The sequence below is a fragment of the Syntrophomonas erecta subsp. sporosyntropha genome (assembly GCF_055395365.1).
Genome location: NZ_AP042459.1, coordinates 1,313,805 through 1,337,820 on the forward strand (window position 1 = coordinate 1,313,805; position 24,016 = coordinate 1,337,820).

The following is a 24,016-nucleotide window of genomic DNA, read 5'->3' on the forward strand; positions in this document are numbered from 1 at the left end:
TAATGACACAAAGGCTTGACAATCAGGATATAGTTTGTATTGCCGGGGTAGATTTTGAACCATTATGGGCCCGTACCCAGCAGTTAGTCTGGCGTATGACTGCCTCCAATCGAATCCTTTATGTGGAGGCTCCCTTAAGCTTCCTGTCTCCTTTAAAAGACCATTCCTTGTGGTATAAATGGAGATGGTGGCGTCAGGGCATCCGACCCTTGAAGCCTAATTTATGGCTTTTCTCTCCTCCACTGCTGCTGCCGCTGGCTAATCGCTACCGCTTTTTTAACCGTATTAATCAAAAATTAATGGCCTGGTCGCTGCGCCGGGCATGTAAAAAGCTGGGATTTAAAGACCCTGTGCTGCTGACTTACCTGCCTAATACGGTTGATATGGTAGGCCGGCTGGGGGAAAAGATGGTGGTGTACGATTGTGTGGATGAACACTCGGCTTTTCAGGGATTTGATCCCCGGGTAGTCCGGGAAATGGAAATAGGTCTGCTTCGCTGTTCTGACGTGGTGTTTACTACTGCCCAGCCTCTTTATAATGATAAAAAGCAATTTACCGACCAGATATATATGCTGCGCAATGCTGCTGATGTAGCCCTTTTTGCCCAGGCTTTAGATAGTGACCAGAAGATAGCTGAGGATGTGGCCTCCCTTACACCGCCGGTACTTGGTTTTATTGGCCGTATCAAGGAATGGATTGATTTGGACCTTATTTATCAGGTGGCCCTGGCCCGGCCAGAGTGGTCCATAGTTATGGTGGGACCGGTAGAGATCGATGCAGATATATCTGCTTTTGAGGGGCTTCCCAATGTGCATTTTGTAGGGGGACGTTCCAAAGAAGAGTTACCAGCTTATCTGAAGAAATTTGATGTATGCTTAAACCCTTTCCGGTCGGGACCATTATCTTATGCAGTAAACCCCTTAAAATTCTACGAATACCTGGCTTCGGGCAAGCCCATTGTATCTACCCCTATGCCGGAGATGGATATATTTGCCGGTGTAGTAGAAATTGGCACAGGCCAAGAAGGATTTATCCAGGCTATCGAACGGGCCCTGGATGATACTCCGGAAAAGCAGGCTCACCGTTTGGCCCTGTCTGAGGAAAACTCCTGGGAAAAGCGAGTGGAAGAAATGGAACATATCATAGCGGTGCACCTGGATAAAAAGCGCCGGGATTTTTCTGGTCAGAACCGTTAAGTTAAGGGGGCTGAACAGTTATGATATTTAATGCCGAAAAAGCATTAATCAGTAGAATTTGGTTCCGGAAGGTAAAAACGACTTAAGCAAAGTGTTAACTGGGACAAGACGGGAAAGAGGTAAGCTAAACCGGATTTAATCGAACCGGTAGCCGTCCTATTAAAGATGCTAATTTTTTACGCCTGTGGATAAGGTGTAAAAAATGCAGCATTGGTACAGGACGGCTATTTCTTTATCAAGGATAAGGCCAGGCGGGCGGTTTGTTCGGCTTTTTCCCGGAACTGCCCGGCGGTAGCCCGCATCTTTTCCAGCTGTATTCGGTCCTGGAGTAAACCTTCTACCTGCATATACATCTGGTCAACATCCCCATCTAAAGGCTTAAGATTGAATAATTTAAGAAAAGCATCAATCTTCGGGTCATAGGAAATACCCAGAAAAGGTATCTGCTGGCTGGCCGCAAAGATTAAGGAGTGTAAACGCATCCCGATCATAAGATGAAGATGACTTATCAGGGCCAAATGTTCCTGACTGGAAAACTGCCGGTCTAGTACCAGGGATTTTTCCTGCATTAAATGGCTGACTTTGACTGATTCGGCGATATCGGCCGGATACTCCATAGGGATAAAAACCACCTGAAGGCCAGTCCGTACCAAACGATCCAGTAGGGAAGCCAGCCGGGTTTGGTACCCCTCCAGGGGTGTCCACTGTCGCACTGATACTCCTACCAGGGAGGAAGAATGTATCCCGACCTGCTCCAGGAGCTTTTTCATAGTGTGTTCATCCTGCTCTCCCGGCTGCAGGGTAAATACCGGATCGGCGGTAACCAGGGTGGGCGGGCGAGTAACGCCAATACGCTGCAATAGTTGTAAAGAGTCATCATCCCGTAATGTAATTATATCTACCTGGTTAGCTATCCAGCGCATAAGCAGCTTACTATACCTGCGGTTAATAGGACCTACTCCCTGGGCATAGAAGATAACTGGTTTGCGCAGGAGTTTGGCCAGGGCTACTATGCTTATATAATAGGGCAGGGAAAAAGGACCGGTAACATCCTGAAAAAGGCTGCCTCCACCGCTTATGAGTAAATCTGATCCCCGTATTTCCCGGGTAACTGAAAATGGATTAATCCGGTTAACGGCTCGCAACCCATGTAAACGGGCGGTCTTACCAGGATAGCCTGATAACACCACAAAATTGGCGGATGGTTCCAGACGCTTTATGGTAGAGGTGATAGCCGACAAAAGGGCTTCATCACCAGCATTGTCAAAACCATAGTACCCTGAAAGGGCGATCTTCATTGGAAAAACTCCTATACAGGTTAATCTTATTAATTATAGACTCTCACCCACCGGGAAGGCAATATTATCTCCTAAAAGCCCGGTGATAAATCCGGGCAGAGCCAGTTTTAGTTTAAAAAAACTCTGCTCATTTCCGGGCCGGTTCGGTTAAAAGTCCTAAATCCTCCTGCTTGTACTAAGGAGATGAAAGCGGTTAACTTTGAATTTACTTAAACTAAGGAGCCCCCCCAAGGGTTTTCTAACCTAACTCACCCTTGATGGGTATGAGAGCATTAGCCCCAATAGATCATCATGTTATTTATTAGTGTAAGGTGATTTAATTTTTAAGCGTATTAAGTCGGTAAAGGTCGTTTTTTATGAACTAATTCGCATTTTTTTATGGATTTCCCGGGGCAAAATTTAGGTAATTTTACCCGTCTCGGGCCTCCTTTTTCCCGGGATATCCTTTGTTTGCCATATAGACAAGCCCTGGGGCCGGTGATAAAATGATGCTAGTATTTAAAATTGGGGGGGTTTGTTGAATTATGCCCGCATATATCAATGGCATAGCTCTGGTGTCAGCTTTTGTCGTAGCCCTGGTTTCTATGCCGTTGGTGATAAAGTTAGCTTTTCGCCTGGGGGCTATCGACCGACCCAATCAGCGAAAAGTACATGCTAAGCCTATGCCCCGGATGGGGGGAATGGCTATTTTTCTGGCCTTTATACTAGTAATGACTTGCGTTGTTAGGGTCTCCGGACCGTTTTTAGGAATGATTTACGGAGCGATAATTATATTCGTAGTTGGTTTGCTGGATGACATTTGGCAGTTATCAGCCTGGGTTAAACTGGTAGGACAGATCATAGCAGCAGTAGTAGCCATATATTTTGGCGTAGTAGTACAGTTTATGACTAACCCCTTTGACGGTTTTATAGATCTGGGTTTATTAAGTATTCCGGTAACCATGTTGTGGATAGTAGGAGTTACTAATGCGGTAAACTTAATCGATGGTTTAGATGGATTGGCAGCTGGGGTATCGGGAATTGCGGCCATTTCTTTAGGTATAGTAGCTTTGTTACAGGGGCAGTCGGCAGTAGCTTTAGCTGCATTCGTACTAGTAGCTGCTATTTTGGGATTTTTACCCTATAATTTTTATCCGGCCCGTACTTTTATGGGAGATAGTGGTTCTAACTTGTTAGGGTTTTTGCTGGCCTGTCTGGCGATATTAGGTACGGCCAAAAGCGCTGCTTTAATTTCCCTGTTTATACCAATTGTTATATTAGGGATACCCATTTTTGATACTTTTTTTGCTATTATTCGCCGGATACACAATAAAGCCCCGATTTTCCGACCTGATAAAGATCACCTGCACCATCGATTAATGGCTATGGGGATGAGTCATCGCCGCAGTGTATTTATTATTTACGGTATCAGTGCTTTCTTCAGTGCGGTAGCGGTAGCACTTACTTTTATAACTAGTCCCAAAGCTACTCTGGTGCTGGCGATATTACTGTTGATAGTCATACTGGGAGCCCGGAAGATCGGTATGGTTAGCGGTGATCATACGGTTAATCCGCAGATGGCTAAACCAGTTAAAACCAGAAATGTAGAGCTTTAGATAATGAAGACAAGTAGTTAGCAATGGCGTAAGCAGGGGAATAGTATTCTATATCAGCCCGGATCCTGGGGAGAGGATCGGGTAAAGGGGAAGGTAATCATGCCAAGAATATCATATTTTAAATTCATGCTGGTAGCCGGCCTGATTTTTGGCATCTGTTTTGGGGCTGGGGCTGGTCTGACTGCTCTGGTACAGCGTAGTTCAGCCGAAGTACCAGAGCCTGAACAAAAGGAAGAAGAAGTTATGGCCCGTCAGGATGGAGAAAGAACTAATATCCTGGTACTGGGAGTAGATGCCCGTCCCGGAGAGAAACATTCCCGCTCTGATACCATGATTCTGGTTTCAGTGGATCCGCATCTTGATAAAGCAGCCATAGTATCCATTCCCCGCGATACTCGGGTTAAGGTAAAAGGCAGTCCTAATGAAAAGATATGTACAGCTAATTATGTAGGCGGCCCGGAGTATTCTGTTTCTCTGGTAGAAGATCTGATCGGAACCAAGATTGATTACTATGTACAAATGGATTTTAAGGGCTTTGAAAAGATTATTGACACCCTGGGAGGAGTTAGTATTGCGGTTCCCCAGCGTATGTACAAGCCTTACGAGGGAATTGATTTGCATCCTGGTACCCAGAAATTAAATGGTCATGATGCCCTGGGCTTTGTTCGTTTCCGTGATTATGCCATGGGCGATATAGAACGGACCCAGCAGCAGCAGGTATTTCTCAAAGCACTGGCCGGGGAGGTTTTACAACCTAAAACTATTACCAAATTGCCCCGTATCATAAAACAGCTTAACAAATATGTAGATACTAATCTTAAGTTAACTGATATGCTGCGTATGGCTAGCTGGGCCCCTGGCTTTAACAGTGATTCTATTATTACTCAGACTTTACCCGGCTACTTCTATAATGAACACGATAATGAGGGGAATTTAATTCAGAGTTACTGGATCGCTGATCGGGATGAGGCGGTAAAACTTATTGATAATATGTTTGCTGGTAAGGCAGTAGCTGTTATCCAGTCCTCACCGTATCCGTCCAATCCTCCCCGGGCTAAAGTACAGGATGCAAATGAAGCAGATAAGGAAAATCAAGAGCAAGCTGATGATGATATTGATCAGGATAGGGACCAGAACCAGGATAGCCACACGGGACCACAGAATGAATCAAACCATGATAAATCCGGTTCTGATGGACCACAGCCCGGACTGCCCAGTCCGGGGCATGATGACCCCGCGACGGAAATGGATGCCACTGGACCAGAAGGATATATTTAGGAAGCAGGGGGACGGTCCCTTGGCTTCACACCAGATTAGGACTAAATATAATCAGTAGTGGGTGATCATTTTATAGTTTATACCTGAGCTGCCCTAGAGGCAGCTTTAGTATTTTCTGAAGAATTCACAAGGGCTAATTGATCCCAAAGTTAAAGAATTTTCATAGTGATTATTAATTACAGCTGATAATAGTTAGTTTATTAATAATCTGGGGTGGGTTTTAAATGTGAACCGGGCAACTGGTATGACCAAACAACTTAACTATTGCCAAGTATGGCCCGGTCGAAAACATGTGGGATAGATTACCAGGAGCAGATGGTAGCTGGTGAACGTCTAAATAAAGATGTTTTTTCTAGAAAAAAATATCTAGTTCGTGTAAGCTCGACACGTTTTATGTAGTATTATGGTATGAAGGTTGGACTGGTTTTCCAAAAGTGGAGGGGTAGCCCAAGATTATTTAATCAATAGGAGCCAAACAAGTATGGAAAGGGAAGATTAATTTATGCAGCGTCGTATTTTGTCATCATATTGCCTTATGCCATTGCTGATAGCCTGTCTGGTAGTTATCTTAATCGGCCTATCAGTGGCACCGGCCCAGGCAGCTACCGGGGTTATCAGTGGTAGTGTGGTAAACATCCGTTCCGGACCGGGGACCACTTTTGATATTGTGGGTACCATCTACCAGGATACTGAGGTAACTGTTCAAGAACAGAAAAACGGCTGGTGTAAAATACAGTATGGTTCAGTAACTGGTTGGGTAGCCGATTCACTTATAAATACCAGTGCCCCGGAATCTACTACTCCGGTGCAGCCCGTGCAGCCAGTACAGCCTGTTCAGGAGATTCAGAAGCAGGTGCAGGTTGTTTCCGGGCCTATTAATGTACGCAGCGGGCCGGGGACCAGCCACAGTTTAGTAGGGCAGATAGAAGATAAAGCCCTCTATCCTTTGATTTCCCGGGAAGTTGATTGGTGCCAGATTCAACTGGCGGATGGAAGCAAAGCATGGGTAGCCGGCTGGTTAGTTAAAGAGGTGGAGGCTGGTTCAACTCCAACTCCGACACCTACCCCAGTACCTGCTCCGACACCTACCCCTGGATCAACCAGCGGTACAGCTGCTCCGGTAGTTTGGCTGGACAACCGTGTTTTAACTTTTGATGGAGTAGCACCTATTATAGAAAATGATCGCACCCTGGTACCCCTGCGAGCTATATTTGAGGCTATGGGGGCCCAGGTGAATTGGAATAATGCTACCCGTACAGTGGTAGCACAACGGGGGACTACTAATGTAATACTGCCGCTGGGATCAACCCGTCCCACGGTAAACGGCCAGGTATGGCAATTAGATGTACCGGCCAAAATTGTTCATGATCGGACTTTGGCTCCCCTGCGTTTTGTTGGGGAAGCATTAGGTGGTAGTGTGGATTGGAACCCGTCCACCCGTACCATATTGATTACTTCTCCTTCTTCTCCCGGGCCTACCCCGGGGAAACCGGCCTTAGTAACCGTGCCTGAGGGTACAGTTAACCTACGCAGTGGTCCGGCTACCAGTTACGAGCCGTTAGGCCAGGTTGGGGCCGGGGAGAAGATGGCAGTTGTAGCGGAAAAAGATGGCTGGTACCAGGTCAGTCGTGGCGGACGTACGGGTTGGGTAGCCGGTTGGGTAGTAGATGTTGCCTGGGAAGCTAATGAACCAATTCCTACGCCTGGCCAAACCGAACCGGATGATCAGCCGCCTCTTGATCCTGACCCGGTGGAACCGGATCCAGAGCCAGAACCACCCCGGATGGATGTAGTGAGGGTATTAGCTGCCAAAAATGACCAAGGTATCAAAGTGGAAATAGGGGCTAGTTTCATTATAAAAGCCAAAATTGAAGAAAAACCTGGTTTAGTTATATACAAAGTAGAGGACCGTAATATCCAACATCCTTATTCTTATAAAGAAAGCCTGGAAGGGCAGGATTTTGTGGTCCGGGCTGATAATGAAGGGGACAACACCATAGTACGCATCGAATTCCCTAAAGATGTAAAATACCAGACCTCCAGTGAGCTGGGAGGCAAAAAAGAGGTTTTTTACATACCTAACTATATATCTAAAGTAGATTGGGGTACTTTTGGCAGTATTGGTGAACGTCTGGTCATTACCACCGCAGTACCGGCGGATGTTTCGGTACAAAAAAAGCAGGATAGACTGGATATCATATTAGACCATGTCTTAATGGGCCAGGCCCAGGACGCTTATACTTTTGGAAACAGCACAGTTATCGATTCCGTAAAAGTAAGAGAGGCATCCGGATCTGAACCATATACCATCGTCACTATAAATACCAGTGATTTAGGTAAATATTCTTTTGGCAAGGGAGAAAAAGCCAACCAATTATTAATTATGCTGGTTAATAAAGACAAGGTGGTAGCCCGTCGTGATAACCTGGTCGTCCTGGATCCGGGCCATGGCGGCAGTGAGATAGGTGCCCGTGGTCCATCATTGTATGAAAAAGATGCTAATCTGGATATAGCCTTGAAGGTAGGGAGAATTCTTAAAGCTAGTGGAGTAGAGGTTGAATATACCCGGGATTCTGACACAACAGTGGGTTTGGAAGAACGGGCCCGGATAGCCAACCGGCTTAGTGCGGGGTTGTTTGTTTCTATTCATAACAACTCCTTTACAGATCCTACTAAGCAGGGAACCGAGACCTATTATTATGCTCCTGTATCTAATCCGGATCTTTTTATTCAGAAGAATGAGCGGGAAAGCTTAGCTACCTGTTTGCAGGAACAATTAATCAATAAGTTGAGAAGGCCTAACCGGGGGGTTAAGCAGGCTAACTACTCGGTATTACGAAATACCACCATGCCATCGGCACTTGTTGAGGTAGTATTTATCAGTAATCCGGAGGAACATACCCTGTTGCAGCAGGATACTTTCAAACAAAGGGCTGCCGAGGCCATTGCCCAGGGCATATTAGATTACCTGGGTAAATAATAAACATATAACCAGTTAAGATTAAAAATCAAAAGGCAGGATTAATCCTGCCTTTTAATTTTGCCGTACTGTTTGTATAGGGATTAACCAACGAAAAGCGCCCCTTATATCCTTGTCGCAGGTGGCGTAGCAGACTAACCAACTTATAGTTTAAATAAAAAGCATAACTACGGAGAAAAAGGCTTGTCAGCTGGTGGAATCAACCATATTGGCAATTGTTCTTGCCTGATTATGCAGGATTAAGAATAATTATGACGAATTTTATTTATGGGCAAAAGGTAAGGGCTTTTTACCGGGACCAGGAAACAAAGGACCGGGAAAATAAACCATAGATCAAACCTATTAGCCCGAACCAACGGCTGTGGGTAGGGATATTTTAAATAATGTAAAATAAATCGGCCAGCGGTAAAATAGAGTATAATACATAAAATTCGACCTTAGGCGGAGGGTACATTGAATGGCGCAAAAAAAAAGAAAGCAAAATAAAGCTAAATCAGCCCAGGCGGAACGTAAAGAACCGCCCTGGCTTTTTATACTTACGTTTAGCCTTATGGGGCTCTTATTATTCTATCCCCCTTTCTTCAGGGGACTGTTTTTCAGTCATCAGATGTTTATACCTCATGTTATAACTGGGGCTGTATTCGCCCTAGTCTGGGCACGCAAGATATTCTTAAAAGAATATTCCTTCATAAAAACCCCTCTGGATTGGGCTGTTTTAGCTTATGCCGGGGCTTATCTATTGTCACTATTGGGAGCCGTACATTTTGGTGAGGCTGCCTACGGATTCTTTAAAGTCCTGAACTATTTTATGGTTTTTTGGATAGTCAGTGACCTGGTTAAAGAGCTGAATGGATTTGAAAATGTACTGAGAATATTATTAGCAGCTGGTGTAGGTGTAGCTGCTATAGGTATTCTGGCAGCTACCGGTTATTCTGATATACCGGGGGCTTTTGACGGGCAGCATATTATGTCAACCCTTCAGTATCACAACACTACTGCTGCTTATGTAGGCATATTAAGTCTTATCGGTATTTCGCTATGGATCAGGGAAAAACAATTCCTAATGAAATCGATCTATGGAATAGCTGCCTATATTATGATGCTGGTAACCTTAAGTGCCATATCTAAAGGAGCCTGGCTGGTTTTAATTATAGGCGGATTACTGCTGGTTATAGGTATGCCTGCTATATACCGGGTTAAAACAGTCTATTCTTTAGGGCTATCCTTGCTGGCAGCCTTTATTATAAGCAACCGTTTTGTAATTACTATAACGGGTGATAATCCCGCGGCGGGATTAGGACTGGTAGTTGCCGGGATAGTCATCATACTGGTGGGACAGGTTCTCTGGGAGGGAGCAGTTCGCTTGCTACTACCCCGGTGGAAAGTGAGCCCGGCAGTAGTACTGGCCCTGGTTATCTGTATCCTGGCTGCTGGTCTGGTATATACCGGAAACAAAGTGGATGTAGCTACAGTAATGGGGACTGAGTTTGCCCAGATAACTGACCGCAGTGATATGAGTTATGTTACCCGGGCTGATTTTGCCAAATGGGGACTGGCAATTGTTAAAGACTACCCCTTGGTAGGAGCAGGTGCCGGGGGATGGAATGCCCTCTACCACCAGTACCAACATTACCTTTTCTGGACTACGGAAACTCATAACCATTTTGTACAGGTATGGGTGGAAGCTGGTACCATTGGTTTATTAGCTTTCTTATCCATGTGGGTGAGTTTTATTTTCCTGGTAGGGCAGTTTATTAGAAAACTGCAGCCCTTTAGAAAAACTTCAACCGGTCAAAATCAGGAAACATGGGTACTAATCTGGGGAACTACTTCTGCGGCCCTGGCTTTAGGTGCTCATGCGGCTATTGACTTTGACTTGTCTTTGCCGGCCATGTGCTTTTTATTATGGACCTTTTTAGCCTTGGTCAATTCCCAGTACCGCATTCATTTTAAGGAAAAAGAGGAGCGGTTTAATATGGCTCCCGTTAATGTCTGCCTGGCGGCTGGATTAGTATTAGTTCTGGTAGTATCGGGAGCGAGCAGTGCCCTGGCTTATAACTGCAGCCTTAAGGGAGCTGAAGCCGGAGTAGCTATTAATACGGCCGGCGATCCGGCCGCTAAACAGAAAGCCTATAACGAAGCATTATATTACTATAAAAAAGCGGCTCAACTTGATGCTAAAAATGCCGATTACTGGAGAGATATGGCTTACCTGCAGGCCGCCGGCTTATTGACCATAGGTGATAGTAACCGTGCCGGAGCGATGAAAATGCGGTCACAGTTAAACACTATGGTGGAAAAGGCGGAAAAGCTTAAGCCCTACGATATAAAGACCCGCAACTCTTTGGCTAATACCCTGGCTATGGCAGGGGATATAGATGGGGCCCTACGCAATGTAAAGGCTACCATAAAAGCTAATCCTAATGATATCAAAGCATATATTAACGGTAAGAGTCTGCTGCTGCAGTTTGCGGAAAGGCTTGTAGAATTAAAGAACTATGAAGGAGCGCGAAAGTTTGCCGCCGAGGCTATTAAGATAGATGAACAGTTAGCCGGACAACTGACCCGGGTAGATCCTGAACATAAATACTGGCAGGGAGAAAAGCTGGCAGCAGGGGCTGAGATGCAGCAGCTAACAGCTAAAGCCCAGTATATATTAGGAGATTACCAAAAAGCCCTTACCGGACTACAACCATTTGCCCATAACTTGTTAGCTCTGGAATTTGCGGATCCTTATTTTGAGAATACCCGCTTTGAAAATGAAGAATGGAAAGTATCGGTAGTAGATGATGACGAAGCACAAAATGGTAAGTGCCTCCAGATTGAGGCTAAAAAGGATAAAGTTGATTTTAGTAGTGCGTTAACCCTGGCCAAGGAAATACCCATTAAGGAAGGTAGTAGTTATAACTGTACCGTGCGTTACAAGGTTCTTAATTCAGAAGATAACCCGGCCGGCCAGTATGTTCACAATACCCTGGCAGTTTGGTCACACTGGCATACTGGGGAAGAATCCCTGCCGCGTGATTTGGTGTTTTGGACGGGTAAGGACCAAACTTCCTCTCCTGGCTGGCAGGTTTACAAAACTACTGATACCGCACCTTCAGGAGTTACGCACCGGCATTTTTACCTGGGTACAGGCAGTGTCAAGGCAGGTACGGTATTCCGGATTGATTATATTACCTTTACTCCGGTTGATTGGAAAGTCGTAGAAGGTACCAGTTTGGAAGAACTTAGAACCTGGTATGCGGCCGCTTTAAATAAGCTGGGCAAAATGGATGAATACCAGGTGGTGGTCCAGAATTTAAGTGCACCGGCCCGGAACAGGTTAACCTATCTAATCGAGTCTAAATAGGGGGAGATTACAAGAATCAGGGCGTAAAGGACACACTAAGAGGGGAGTGGATACCTTGTTAGCAAAGTCGGTTTTTCGACAGTATGACATCCGGGGTAAAGTAGGAGTCGATTTTGATGTCGAAGGGGCTAAACAGATTGCGGCTGCCTTTGCCCGCTATGCTATGGACAAAGGCTACAACAAGATGCTGGTTGGCCGGGATAACCGTAAATCCTCCCAGGGGCTTAGAAATGCAGTAGTAGATACCTTAATGGATATGGGGCTAAATGTATACGACCTGGGGGAGGTAATTACTCCAGTATTTTATTTTGCCGGTCATTACCTGGATGTTTATGCCGGCATTATGATTACTGCCAGCCATAACCCGGCCCAGGATAATGGTTTCAAGCTGCTGTTGGGGAAAAGTACTATTTATGGTGAGGAGATTCAGAAAGTGGCCCGTATGGCCCTGGCTAATGAATACCAGCCTCGGGGTCAGTCTGGTTTTCTGACCTCAGTTAATCTGAAAAGAGCCTACCTGCTGGATATAAAAAGTAGAATTAAATTAGGGCGCAAGTTAAAGGTGGTTGCAGATTGTGGTAATGGTACAGCGGGAGGGTTTGTTCCCGATTTGCTGGAGGAACTGGGCTGTGATGTAATTAAATTGTATTGCCATTCTGATCCGGAATTTCCTAATCACCACCCTGATCCGGTCAAAGAGGAAAACTGCCAGGATCTAATCCGGGTAGTGCAGAAGGAAAAGGCTGATCTAGGTATAGGCTTTGATGGGGATGGGGACCGGTTAGGAGTTGTTTCCCCCCAGGGGCAGATCATCTGGGGAGATATGCTCATGATCCTGTACTGGCGGGAAATTATAAAGAATTATCCTGGGACTGATTGCATTGTAGAAGTAAAATGCTCCCAGGCTTTAATTGATGAAATAAAAAAAATGGGAGGTAAGCCCACTTTATATAAAACGGGACATTCCTTGATAAAAGCTAAAATGCAGGAAATAGGGGCAGTATTTACCGGCGAGATGTCCGGGCATATGTTTTTTGCTGATGAATATTACGGATATGATGATGCTCTCTATGCGGCTGCCCGGCTATTGCGGATACTATCCAATTCCGACCGGAGCCTGGACGAACTGCTGGCTGATGTACCTGAATATTATGCTACTCCCGAGATACGGGTCCCCAGCAGTGACGAAGAAAAATTTGCGGTAGTAAAACAGGTCCAAAATTACTTTAAACAGCATTATGAAGTTATTGATATAGATGGAGCCCGGGTTCTTTTCCCGGGAGGGTGGGGTTTAGTCAGAGCCTCCAATACCGGCCCGGAGTTAATCCTGCGTTGTGAAGGCAGTACCCCCCAGCAGCGGGATGCCATTTATGATGAGGTTACCGGTTACTTACAAACATTAGGGGTAGAGGTATAAGCCAGATCGCGAAAAGCTGAAAAGCGGCGAGAATTGCTTACAAACCAGATTAAACTTATAGATGCCGGCCGGGGCATACTCGTAATATAATTATGGGTATGCCTCGTATATCCACCGGGGCTTCCCATACAAGGGGTTGTTTTAACTAGATCAAGTAAAAAGACTTGACGGGCAGGCAAGAAGAGCAGTTGGCCGGCCATGTTTGATAATATACTACAAGAAGTAGTGGAGAGAGCACGTCTTTTACTAGATTAGGACTGGAAGCAAGAGGATAAACTGGGTAAAAGCCAGGTTCACCTAAAAAAGCAGGTCTGGCAGCAGCCCATCTTTAGTCAGGTGTAAAATTAAAATATAAAATTTATATGTTAACAAAGCCCTGTCCAGAACCCGGGGCTTTTTTTGTGGATAAGAATATGTAAAAGATATGGACTGGGAAACAAAAGAAAATTTTCCTACAGGATAATTGTAAGCAGATGGCGAAATTAGCGTAATTATTAAGAAGAGCCTAAAAATGATACGTTCATTAGTTGGATTTGTAGAAGTACAGTCTTAGATTCCCTATGTAGGGGTGAGCTTTAAAAGTATATAAAGAAGTGTAGCCACAAAGGCTAACCGCATATTGGGGCTAAAAGTTTTAAAAATCTTAACCGGCTGGAATAGTAGCTGGAAACCTGCCGAGGTTAAACTATAGGTAAAATCATGGGGCCGTTTAAAACCCCTTGCTGGGATGGGGGAAGTTCCCATGCCTTCCAGTACAAGTAAACTAAAATTAGCACCTTGGGAATTATCCTGAAATATAAGCCCAAGCAGTTCTATCAGATTATATAAATGAAGAGGAGAACAAATTTATATGAATGCCCTGCACAAGTGGTGCGTAAAATCGCTGGCAGTTTTATTAGTTGGGCTGATCATATGGGGAGCAAACTTTACATATTTATTACCGGATAATATATCTTTAGCAGGTCAAACTGAGCTTTTAAATGACCGGGCCGCCGATATAATTAATGCCCGTCCTTTAAGTGCCGAGAATTTTATATTAACGGAGGGCTTAAGCGGAGCAGGACAAATGGTGGGCCTGGCCGATACCGGACTGGATCGGGGCAGCCTGACTGATCTGCATCCTGACTTGCAAAATGAGCCGGATGGGAAACCCCGGGTAATCAGCCTTAAATCTTATACGGATCGGGACCTACCCGATGATCCGCATGGACATGGTACCCATATGGCGGCTACTATCGTTGGTAGCGGCAAGGCTTCTAACGGAGAATACCGAGGTATTGCCCCGGGAGCCAGCCTGTATTTTCAGGCTCTCTTAGACAGCCGGGGTAATTTTGCCGTACCTTACCGGATTTCTGATCTGTTTGCCCCTGCTCATGCTAATGGAGTACGAGTACATGTTAATGGCTGGGGTACTAATGGCAACCAATACAGTGCCACTACTGCCGAAATAGATGAATTTATTTACAAGCACCCGGAATTTCTGGCGATTTTCGGGGCTGGTAACAGTGGTCCGGCCGCCGGCTCTTTATCTAATGAGGCCAACAGTAAAAATGCCCTGGTAGTAGGGAGCAGCCAGATACCACGGCCCGCCCTCAGCCTTGAATCCCGCTATGCTGATCAATTAGCTTCTACCTCCAGCCAGGGGCCTACCCGGGATGGGCGCATTAAGCCAGACCTGGTCGCACCTGGTTCAGCCGTGATTTCAGCCTGTTCCCGGCTTACGGAAAGCAATTTTACTCCTAATGAAAAATATACCCGGATGGGCGGAACCAGTATGGCGGCAGCTGTCTCCGGCGGTGCAGCAGCAGTACTGCGTCAGTACCTGGAACAAAAGGGGGAAACTACCCCTTCATCAGCATTGATAAAAGCCCTTTTGATCAATGGAGCTCGCCGGTCAGGAGGGGAATATAGCGGAGCTGGGTTTGGGATCATCGACCTGGCTGGTACAATACTGGCTTTACAGGAAGGATCCTTTGGGATGATAGACTCTGTGGTTCAGCAGGATAAAGAAGATTTTTATTTCTATAAGGTGATGGATAATAATTCACCATTTAAAGCTACTCTGGTATGGACTGATCCGGCGGCTTCATCCGGGGCAGAAGATACCCTGGTAAATGATCTTGATCTGGTAGTGGAAGCACCTGATGGAACTATATATAGGGGCAATGATTTTAACAACCGGGGCACTTCTGATCAGGTCAATAACACCGAACAGGTATATATACCGGCCCCCCTTCCCGGAAACTATCGCATTACTGTTAAAGGAGCCGGCCTGCAGGAAGGGTTTACCCATCAGAAGTTTGCCCTGGTAATGGGGCAGCCCTTAACAGAAAAAGAGGTTGCATCAGGTCGGAACAGCCAGATATACACCCATGATGGGCAAAAAATATCAACTGATAAAGCGGTTCTATATGATGTCCGGGACGGGAAAAAAGAGACTGGCTCGGAGGTATCACCTGGTAGTATCGCTTATATAGGGAGTAAATCCATTTATCTATTTGGCCGAACCTGGAATAGTGGTGGAGTACAACTGTTACCTACCCCGGGGGGCGACCTGGTTATGGAAATGAATCCCTCGTACCGGGACGGAGGTTTTTACCTTGATCCTGGTTATGAACCGGGGGAAATAGTTAAGGTTAATAAGCGCGAGTTAAACCAGATAGAAGAATTTCCGGTAGGAGCACCAGTAGAAGCTGTAGTTGACCCGCTTCGGCAAACCCTTACCCGGGTTAATGTCGATTATGAGGAAATAGAAGCCCGTTTACTCTCTTTTGACCTGGAAAGGCGTACTATCACCCTGATTAATGACCGGAAAGCTTATCATCTGGCACCCTGGGCTACCGGTAACTTTGTTGACAAGATGGTAGACTGTTCCCAGCAGGAAGCAGCTTACGGATATGCGGAAAATGTAGAATTGGAAAAGCTGGTTCCCGGCATGAAGGTATCATTACTTATCACCCCTAAAACCAGAATTGTCCATTATGTAAAGGCGGAAAGACAATTAGTGGTAGGTAGAGTTAACTCCGTAGAGGAAGATAACACTATAAAATTAGATACTGGTGTAGTTTATAAGATAATACCGGATAGTACCATAATTAATAAAGACGGGCAAAAAGCAGATCTCAAAGATATTAAGCCTAATGATGTCCTGACTGGTTTTCTACTATCAGATACGGATAGCTTTTTACAGGTTAATGTTAATAGTACAGTAAACTATGGCCGGATCCTTTATTTTAATAACCGGGAAAAGACCCTGCACCTTTTGACAACTGATAATCATTTTGTCCAGTACCAGGTAAATAGTGAAGCGGAGACTTACCGGCACGGGGTAGCCTTTGATACAGCCTTACTGGCACCAGGGAGCTGGGTACGGGTTACCGGATCACCGCTGGATGGTAATGTAAGGCGCATCGACGTAGCTGATAGCTATGGCAAAACAATAAAACGTTTAGAATACTACGATGCTAATACTAAACTGCTGCATATGACAGACGGCTCCGTATACCGGTATTTCCCGTCTACCCTGGTTACCAAAGATGGCTACTGGTTAATGCCGGAAGACCTTCTGCCGGGAGAAAAATTAAGCCTTACTCTGTTATCTGCTCCCGTACCTTATGATAACTACCTGGCTGCTGCCGAGGTTGACTCTCCCTGGAAACCGGAGCCACCTGTTCTAAAGGCCGAAGCCTATGTTTTAAATGGGGTGCTTATTATTCAGGGAAGTACCACCGCTAACCGGGTGGTATTGTACCGGCAGGATGGCAGTCGGAAACTTCTGCCCGTAGATGAAACCGGGCAATTCAGCACTTTAACCAGACCGCTGGAAGATGAGTCCTCTCTGGAGGTGGTAGCCATCTCATCAGCAAATAAAGGCATTGCCGGTCAGGAGATAAACTTAAAACCCTACCCGGAAAAAACCGGAAACATAGAGCTAAATGACATAACAGGACATCCTGCCCAGGCTGATATTCAACAACTGTTTAACCGGGGAATAGTACATGGGTATGATGATGGAACTTATCGCCCTGGGCAGCCGGTAACCCGTCTGGAATTTGTGCAGATGATCGCGGCCGAAACTAATGGCTCTACGAACATCTGGCCGCCGGCGGTTCCTTTTCAGGATACTGCTGCTATTCCGATCTGGTCTCTAAACAGTATTGATAAACTTAGACAGAGGGGAATACTGCAGGGTTATCCAGACGGTACATTGCGCCCCTTCCAGTATATAACCCGGGCGGAGGTGGCGGTAATTCTTGACCGCACCTTTATTTGGCCTGATGCAAACCAGGCTGGTAATCCCCTTTTACCCAGCGAGGTAAGTTGGCCCTTATGGGCCGGCCCTGCCATCAGCCGCAGCTATGGACAGGGACTGTTCCCCTGGTCAGATCTAATGGCAGACCGGCCGGTATCACGGGCGGAAGCAGCTCAGATTCTCAGCCGGGTATATGCGGTATTTAATCCGAATTAATCTAAATTAAGTTAGTAGCGCATAACTACTAGCGGGTACACTATAAAGTTAAACTTTATACTAAAGGTATTACCTTCCCTGATGTTCAAGCAGGTGTTTTTTAGAGAGAAAGGGGTAAATTTGTCCCGGATAAAATAGTATTACCTGGCGGCAGTACTTTTAACCCTTGGTGGGGTTTCATTTTTCTTTTCCCTTTTAATCACCTGTCTTATTAGCATTTATCCGGCCCAGGAGCCGATATTTCCCGGAAAATTCTTTCGGTCCTAACGCAAAAAAACCTGGTGACTAATGTCATCAGGCTTTTTACAACCGATTATTATCTTACTATTCTTCTAACCACAGGATTACGGTAACATTTTCGGTTTGTTCCTGCCAGGTCTGTAACTGGCGGTTCAGGTTGTCAATCTGCTTATCCAGGCGCTGCTGTTCTTGTGGACTATTAGCCTGGTTGCGTTTCTCCAGTAACTTACTATACTGATTAAGGGTTTCGTTATAAGCGGTGGAAATATCCTGCCGGTCACTCTGTTCACTAGTTATTATCCCCAGACGAGCCAGCCTGTCATTGAAGATAGATAGAGAACTGCGCGGTACAGTTACTTTTACCACATTGTAACGGGTTTGGTTATTCACCTGCTGGCCTAAATTCTCCGCAGCCAGACCCAGTTCATTAGTCATAGCCACAGTTTTTCCCGATAATCCTGAGGAACCTTCAAAGGCTTTCATTTTAATCAATGTGCTGGTGATAGCTAACTGCTCCTGATTAAGCAGTACTGCTCCGGGCTGCTGATCACTAGTTTTATTACCCGGTTTAACTTCTCCAGTAGGGTCATTAGATTCTCCCGGTTTACCAGGTATCTTATCAGGAACTGTCTTATCCCCTGCCTGAGATACACCGGGTAGGGCAGTACCGGCAGGATTTTCTTTATCAGGTTGAACTACTGCCGGAGGCTCTTTATATTTATGCTCATTATCAGCCACATTAACCTGGGGAAACCAGGTTAAGCGACCAGCCACCAGTACGAAAACCACTGCTGCCGCTGCTGCACCCCATTTTGCCCATAGGGAGGGGGATTTCCAGCGGTTAGTATTTACTTGTGCCTGCTGCCTGATCTGATTCATGATCATATCTTTGGCTTCAGGGGGAGCCGGCAGTACATCCCTACCTAGCTGGCGTAAAGCGCCGGTTATCTCAACCAGATCTTCATATTCCCGGAAACAATCTGAACAGTGATCCAGGTGCATCTTCACCTGATCAGTATGCAGTGTATCCAGTTCGCCATCTAAATATAAAGACAGCCACTGCCTGACATCTTTACATTTCATGGTAATCACGTCCTATTATAGTGTGTAACTCCTTGCGTAAGGCGTTACGTCCCCGGCTAATCCGGGATTTAACTGTTCCCAGGGAACAATCCATTATCTGTGCGATCTCATCATAGCTGTAACCTTCTATTTCCCTTAATACCAGAGCTACTTTAAAATCAGGGGGAATCCGGTCCAAAGCCAGATTGATCAATTCCCGGGTTTCAATACGCTCCAGGCGATCCAGAGGAGAATCCTGGCAGGCAGCTACTTCACGTACTAGCTCACCATCTTCGGTTTCCAGCGGATCATCCAGAGAAAATGCCACCAGTTTCTTATCCCGGCGGCGCTGGTTAATCCACAGGTTAACGGCGATGCGGTGCAGCCAAGTACCCAGGTCAGCCTCACCTCGGAAAGATTTAATACTATTAAAAGCCCGCACAAAAACTTCCTGCATCAAGTCCTGAGCGTTAAAACTATTACCGCTCAGGTAAAAACAGTGGGTGTAGACCCTATCCTGATAAAGAACTACCAGTTCCTCAAAGGCATCCACATCCCCTGCCTGTGCTTTTTTAATCAATTCACAAACCGGTTTCAAATTACTGTACACTCCCGGACCGAAAATAACTTCCGGTATGTATTTAGACACATCTACTATAGAAAAAGTTCCCGCCTCCGCCTATAAAAACCTGCGGGAAGCAACTATAAATATACTAAAAAAATCCCTTACAAGTTACAGGTGTTATTAAAATAATGATAGCATATAGGAAATGGATCCCTTTACTTTTAAAAATATATTTAGGATACAAATAGGAAGGAACACGGGGAGAGACCGTTTTCTTTCCATCAATTAGACAAATTTTTTATAAATTTTTCTACCTCCGGGAACTTTTTTACTCAGGTGAGGGTCTAACTATACCGAGGCAGTTAATCACCAAGTGCATTACCCGGGTTTATTTCAGGCCTAATAACCTGAGCGGGTATACTGCCGCAAAACCGCTTCAAAGGAGGGAAAAGCAAACTAAAGACAGCTGCTACTTAAGTGTAGTACTTGTGATCACCTGTAAATGTTGGGGGCAACCCCTGAACACCTAACCAAACATATTATATTATATTGAGGAGGGAAAAATTTTGCTAAAGAGAAGAAGTAAACATCTGGCATTAATATTAACCTTAACTCTGTTAGCAACCTTTGTGATCGGCATAGTGCCGGCCAGTGCCGCCAGCGGCAGCTTAAAAGCCCTGCAGGCACCGGATGTAAGTGATGATGCAGTAGAAGGTCTGGGTACCGTTCTCCTGAGTGTTACTGCCGGAGCAGTAAAAGCTGGAGACAGTGTTACTTTTAGTTTACCCAGTGATTTTGAGTTCCGCGAAAATCTCGCTAGCAATTCAAAGATAGTTAGCAGTTGGACTTACGCTGCTACTGAAGGTGCTCAGCCTAACATGTTTGTCATACCCCAAAGCTACAGTGGTGATGACAACGGTTTATATGGCGCTGACATTACATTAAAAGTCTTAGACGACAATGAAGTTCAATTAACTGTAAACAAAGTAGGCGCAAACAACTCCAATTTTGACGGATATGTCTACCTGTACATGGGTGCTGTTTATGTTGATTCCGGTTTTGATGGTGACATCGAACTGACTGCCAGTGCACCTAGCCGCAGCGGTTTCCCGAACGGCAGCGTAGTAGTAGGTAGAGCCGGCAGCGGTCAGGTAAAACTGAGCGTAACTAATGCACCTACCTTTACTGATGATACCGACAATGTTAAGATCCGTGTGGAAGAGTCCACCAAGGGTGCTCTTGATGAAGCTAAAGAAAGCTTAAAATTCACCCTGCCCAGCGGATTTGAATGGACTGCAGATCCCGAAGTTAAATCCATTTGGGGCAGCTGGACCAATGGTATTGCTAACGATGTAATCGTTTCTGCCGATGGAGACAAGTTGGTTGTCAAGGTTGACAAAGAATCCCAGGAAGCAGCCTGCTTCGAAATCAAGGCTGGCATCACCGTTACTGACGAAAGAAAGGCTGAAGCTGGCGATGTTGAGGTTAAAGTAGGCGGCAAGAGCGATGTCAAAGGTGATACTAATTTAATCGTTGGAACTTATGGTGAGTATGGTATCAGCATCAAGGCTGACGGCGAAACTCCTGAGGTTCAAGCTGGTAAACTGGAACAGGAAATTGCTAAGATCATAGTTAAAGAAGATGTTAAAGCAAGCTTAATTGCTGGACGCACCGTTACCCTGAGACTGCCCGCTTTTGCAAAATGGGGCGAAATTAAAGAAAGCGATAACAACAAGGGTGTTAAACTTGAGTTTGTTGACTTCATCGGTGATGATGGCCGGGAAATCAAGTACAAAGTTGTAGGTGAATCTACCGGTGCTGCTGAACTGAAATTGGATAAGATGGAAATCGTCCTGGAGCCTGGTGCTGCTGGCGATGTTGAAATCGAAGTAGGCGGAACTGCTGGTCTGGCTGGGGAAAAGATCGTTGTAGCCAAAGCAGTTAACACCATCGAAATGAAAACTGACAAAGTAGCCGAAGTTAGAATCGGTACCAGTACCGAAGTTGGTGACTTACTGATCACCGAATTAGTTGACGAAGCTATTAGTGATGATGCTGATCTGATCCTGGATCTGCCTGAAGGTGTCCGCTTTAATGGTACCCCCACGGTAGAAGTAATCGAGGGTAACCTGGATATCGACGAAGGTGCCATCAGAATGGCTGCCGATGGCGGTACTGATGACAACCAGGTAATTATTCCTATTGATAATACCAGTACTAAACTCAGCACTATTAAAGTAAGCAACATCAAACTGATTGCCGACCGCACTGTTCCCGAAGGCAACATTGTGATCAAGGCTAAGGGTGCTGCTGTAGCCGAGGTTAACGTTAAGAGTGAAGTTGAAGATTACTACACTGTAAACTCAGTCAATGATAAGATGCAAGTTGCCGGTAAGGATGCCTTCAAGCTGACCGACGGCAAGATCTTCCCGAAGACCTCCACTGCTGCCTCTGCTGTGCTGGCTAAAGTGGTAACTCCGGGTGCAACCGACATTAAGAACGCTTCCAGCTTCGTAGTTGGATCCACCACTTACACCATGAATGGTGTAGAAAAGACCATGGATGTTGCTCCTTATATCAAGGGCGACCGCACTTACCTGCCTCTTCGTTATGTTGGCTATGCCCTAGGCATTGACGACAACAACATCTGGTGGGATGGTGCCAACCAGACCGTTACCCTGAAGAGTGGTAGCACAGTTGTTCAGGTAAAGATTGGTAGCAATGCTATGCTGATTAACGGCGCAGCTGTTACCATGGATGTAGCTCCTGAGATCAGCAATGACCGCACTATGCTGCCCATCCGCTTCTTAGCCGAAGCTTTTGGACATCAGGTAGGTTGGGATGCAACTACTCAGACTACTACCATTGACTAATACAGCCCGGCTGTAATGGTTAACTACAACGGTCTTCCCGGTAACTCCGGGAGGGCCGTTTTTTTAAACGAAGTGATTGACTGGCGGGTCGGTTATCTATATAATTAGGGCTAAGCGATTATGGTAATAAATCACGTCGGCGTAATGATTTGCTAAGGTATGATGTGGAGGGGTATTTATGAACACAAATGTTCGTAAGCAGAGGAATCATTTAATAGGTACTAATATACATAAGAAAGTCCTGGGGGGAATTTTAACTATTACGTTTTCCCTAGTTAGCTGTCTGCCAGCCGGGGCAGCCGTTGATTGGCCGGCTCCGGAAAAGTTTTTAGATCAGATGTGGCGAACCGGTACTATTGATCCTGATACGGCTCGTAAAGAAGTGGCCACACCGGAATTAAACCTGAACCAGGCCATAGGCTTAGCCTTGTCTAATAGTAAAAGTATACAAAAAGCGGAAAAAGAGATTGATCGCACTAAGGAGCTGCGTGATGATAAAACCAGCCAGCTTGATTTTATACCTAAAATGCCGGGTACACCATATACCGAGATCCCGGTAGCTCAGATGCTTACGGCTGATTTGCAGTGGCGCATGAGTAAAAGAAGTTATACATCTGAAGAAGATAAGGTAGCCTTGGATACCTGTAAAAAATATTGGGATGTGCAGGTAGCCCAGGATAAATTACAACTGGCGGAGGTTAATGCCCAGCGGGCTCGCCGCCAGCTAATGGATGCCCAGGCCGGCTATCAGGCAGGGACAGCGCATGAAGTTATACTCATGGGTGCTGAAGCCCAGGACCGGGGAGCCCAGGCACAGTTAGCCAGCGCTAAAAATGAGTTAAATAAATCCTATGTAAGTTTTAATCAATTAATAGGGTTATGGCCGGAAGATAGACCGGTTTTAACTGAAGAGGTCGCCTTCCAACCCTTGCAGGTAGCCAGTCTTAACCATGAGGTGGCCCGGGTGCTGAATGACTGTCCTTCCGTTTGGTTACTGGAAAGAAAAGCGGTAATGCAGGAATACTTACAGGATATGATGTATTACACTGGTGAGTACCGCCCCTATAAAGCCCGGGAAATTGAAGTGGATCAGGCCCGCCTGGAGGCAGCCAGTGGTAAAGAGTTGTTTGAGAATGTAACCCGTTCTATATACTATGGAGTTAAAAGTTTGGAAGAAGCTTATGCTGGTACTATGGAGGAGATAACTACCCGGGAAAGGGAACTGCAGGATGCCCAGTTGAAATACGAGGTAGGGATGGCGACCCAGTTTGAGGTAAAAGCGGCTGAGGCTCAATTGGCTGATGCTAAAAGCCGGGCGTTTGCCTATGCTGCCCAGCATGCCTATATGAAGCTGGCATTTGAGAAACCGTGGGCTTATCTATCCGGGTTGCAGGATATGTAATTTTGTGGTGATTTTCAACCGGGTGGTAAGTGGGTCCGGTGAAACCATCGCCGGTTTACTAAATAAACTGCTGAGGTGGTGCAAGGGGAGCAGGGTAGTACTTATGCCCTCATCTTGACAGGTAGAATCATCACTTTGATAGAAATTAAAAAGCTGCGCCTTAAGGGGCGGCTTTTTAATTTTTTGAAACTGATTGTCTTGTAAAATTCTATATGTCATTTAGTTGGCATGTACAAATTAATAGAGCGATTTTAATAGGGTATGATAAAACCTCCTACATGGTGTAGCCG

Annotated in this window: 12 protein-coding genes; 9 read left to right on the forward strand and 3 right to left on the reverse strand. The window is 45.6% G+C overall.

Going from position 1 to position 24,016, the window contains the following annotated elements; all coding sequences use genetic code 11:
• Positions 1–2 precede the first annotated feature (2 nt).
• Positions 3–1,196, forward strand: coding sequence for a glycosyltransferase (locus ACZ5Q0_RS06495; RefSeq protein WP_446818832.1), 1,194 nt, complete (start codon positions 3–5; stop codon positions 1,194–1,196).
• 224 nt (positions 1,197–1,420) lie between these two features.
• Here ACZ5Q0_RS06495 and csaB read toward each other — a convergent pair whose 3' ends face one another.
• Positions 1,421–2,494, reverse strand: a complete 1,074-nt coding sequence (gene csaB, locus ACZ5Q0_RS06500; protein WP_446818831.1) for a polysaccharide pyruvyl transferase CsaB — start codon at positions 2,492–2,494, stop codon at positions 1,421–1,423.
• 524 nt (positions 2,495–3,018) lie between these two features.
• On the opposite strand from csaB, the gene ACZ5Q0_RS06505 reads away from it, so the two are divergent.
• From ACZ5Q0_RS06505 to ACZ5Q0_RS06530, 6 genes are all read left to right on the forward strand, one after another.
• A complete protein-coding gene (locus ACZ5Q0_RS06505; protein ID WP_446818830.1) occupies positions 3,019–4,089 on the forward strand; it encodes a glycosyltransferase family 4 protein in 1,071 nt (356 codons plus the stop codon).
• A gap of 99 nt (positions 4,090–4,188) precedes the next feature.
• Positions 4,189–5,367 (forward strand): LCP family protein, encoded by a 1,179-nt coding sequence (locus ACZ5Q0_RS06510; protein WP_446818829.1) that lies wholly within the window; start codon positions 4,189–4,191, stop codon positions 5,365–5,367.
• A gap of 535 nt (positions 5,368–5,902) precedes the next feature.
• A complete protein-coding gene (locus ACZ5Q0_RS06515; RefSeq protein WP_464827276.1) occupies positions 5,903–8,347 on the forward strand; it encodes an N-acetylmuramoyl-L-alanine amidase in 2,445 nt (814 codons plus the stop codon).
• A gap of 457 nt (positions 8,348–8,804) precedes the next feature.
• A complete protein-coding gene (locus ACZ5Q0_RS06520) occupies positions 8,805–11,699 on the forward strand; it encodes an O-antigen ligase family protein (RefSeq protein ID WP_447182274.1) in 2,895 nt (964 codons plus the stop codon).
• A 55-nt stretch (positions 11,700–11,754) separates the two neighbouring features.
• On the forward strand, positions 11,755–13,116 hold the full coding sequence (locus tag ACZ5Q0_RS06525; RefSeq protein ID WP_447182275.1) for a phosphomannomutase/phosphoglucomutase: 1,362 nt from the start codon (positions 11,755–11,757) through the stop codon (positions 13,114–13,116).
• An 850-nt stretch (positions 13,117–13,966) separates the two neighbouring features.
• Positions 13,967–17,584 carry a S8 family serine peptidase gene (locus tag ACZ5Q0_RS06530; RefSeq protein WP_447182276.1) on the forward strand — a complete coding sequence of 1,206 codons (3,618 nt, stop codon included), beginning with the start codon at positions 13,967–13,969 and terminating at the stop codon, positions 17,582–17,584.
• Between the two features lie 324 nt (positions 17,585–17,908).
• Here ACZ5Q0_RS06530 and ACZ5Q0_RS06535 read toward each other — a convergent pair whose 3' ends face one another.
• The gene (locus ACZ5Q0_RS06535) at positions 17,909–18,907 is read right to left on the reverse strand and encodes a zf-HC2 domain-containing protein (protein WP_446818824.1); all 999 of its coding nucleotides are present in this window, start codon (positions 18,905–18,907) and stop codon (positions 17,909–17,911) included.
• Positions 18,897–19,484: an RNA polymerase sigma factor gene (locus tag ACZ5Q0_RS06540; protein WP_446818822.1), complete on the reverse strand. Its 588-nt coding sequence runs from the start codon at positions 19,482–19,484 to the stop codon at positions 18,897–18,899. Before ACZ5Q0_RS06540 ends, ACZ5Q0_RS06535 begins: the two co-directional genes overlap by 11 nt.
• 533 nt (positions 19,485–20,017) lie before the next feature.
• Between ACZ5Q0_RS06540 and ACZ5Q0_RS06545 the strand changes: the two genes are divergently transcribed.
• A complete protein-coding gene (locus ACZ5Q0_RS06545) occupies positions 20,018–22,324 on the forward strand; it encodes a copper amine oxidase N-terminal domain-containing protein (RefSeq protein WP_447182277.1) in 2,307 nt (768 codons plus the stop codon).
• Between the two features lie 178 nt (positions 22,325–22,502).
• Positions 22,503–23,726 (forward strand): TolC family protein, encoded by a 1,224-nt coding sequence (locus tag ACZ5Q0_RS06550; RefSeq protein ID WP_447182278.1) that lies wholly within the window; start codon positions 22,503–22,505, stop codon positions 23,724–23,726.
• Positions 23,727–24,016 lie beyond the last annotated feature (290 nt).

Bases quoted from the DNA above. Each gene is read 5' to 3' on its own strand.
- ACZ5Q0_RS06495 (WP_446818832.1), top strand. From the start codon at position 3: ATGACACAAAGGCTTGACAATCAGGATATAGTTTGTATTGCCGGGGTA.
- csaB (WP_446818831.1), bottom strand. From the start codon at position 2,494: ATGAAGATCGCCCTTTCAGGGTACTATGGTTTTGACAATGCTGGTGAT.
- ACZ5Q0_RS06505 (WP_446818830.1), top strand. From the start codon at position 3,019: ATGCCCGCATATATCAATGGCATAGCTCTGGTGTCAGCTTTTGTCGTA.
- ACZ5Q0_RS06510 (WP_446818829.1), top strand. From the start codon at position 4,189: ATGCCAAGAATATCATATTTTAAATTCATGCTGGTAGCCGGCCTGATT.
- ACZ5Q0_RS06515 (WP_464827276.1), top strand. From the start codon at position 5,903: ATGCCATTGCTGATAGCCTGTCTGGTAGTTATCTTAATCGGCCTATCA.
- ACZ5Q0_RS06520 (WP_447182274.1), top strand. From the start codon at position 8,805: ATGGCGCAAAAAAAAAGAAAGCAAAATAAAGCTAAATCAGCCCAGGCG.
- ACZ5Q0_RS06530 (WP_447182276.1), top strand. From the start codon at position 13,967: ATGAATGCCCTGCACAAGTGGTGCGTAAAATCGCTGGCAGTTTTATTA.
- ACZ5Q0_RS06535 (WP_446818824.1), bottom strand. From the start codon at position 18,907: ATGAAATGTAAAGATGTCAGGCAGTGGCTGTCTTTATATTTAGATGGC.
- ACZ5Q0_RS06550 (WP_447182278.1), top strand. From the start codon at position 22,503: ATGAACACAAATGTTCGTAAGCAGAGGAATCATTTAATAGGTACTAAT.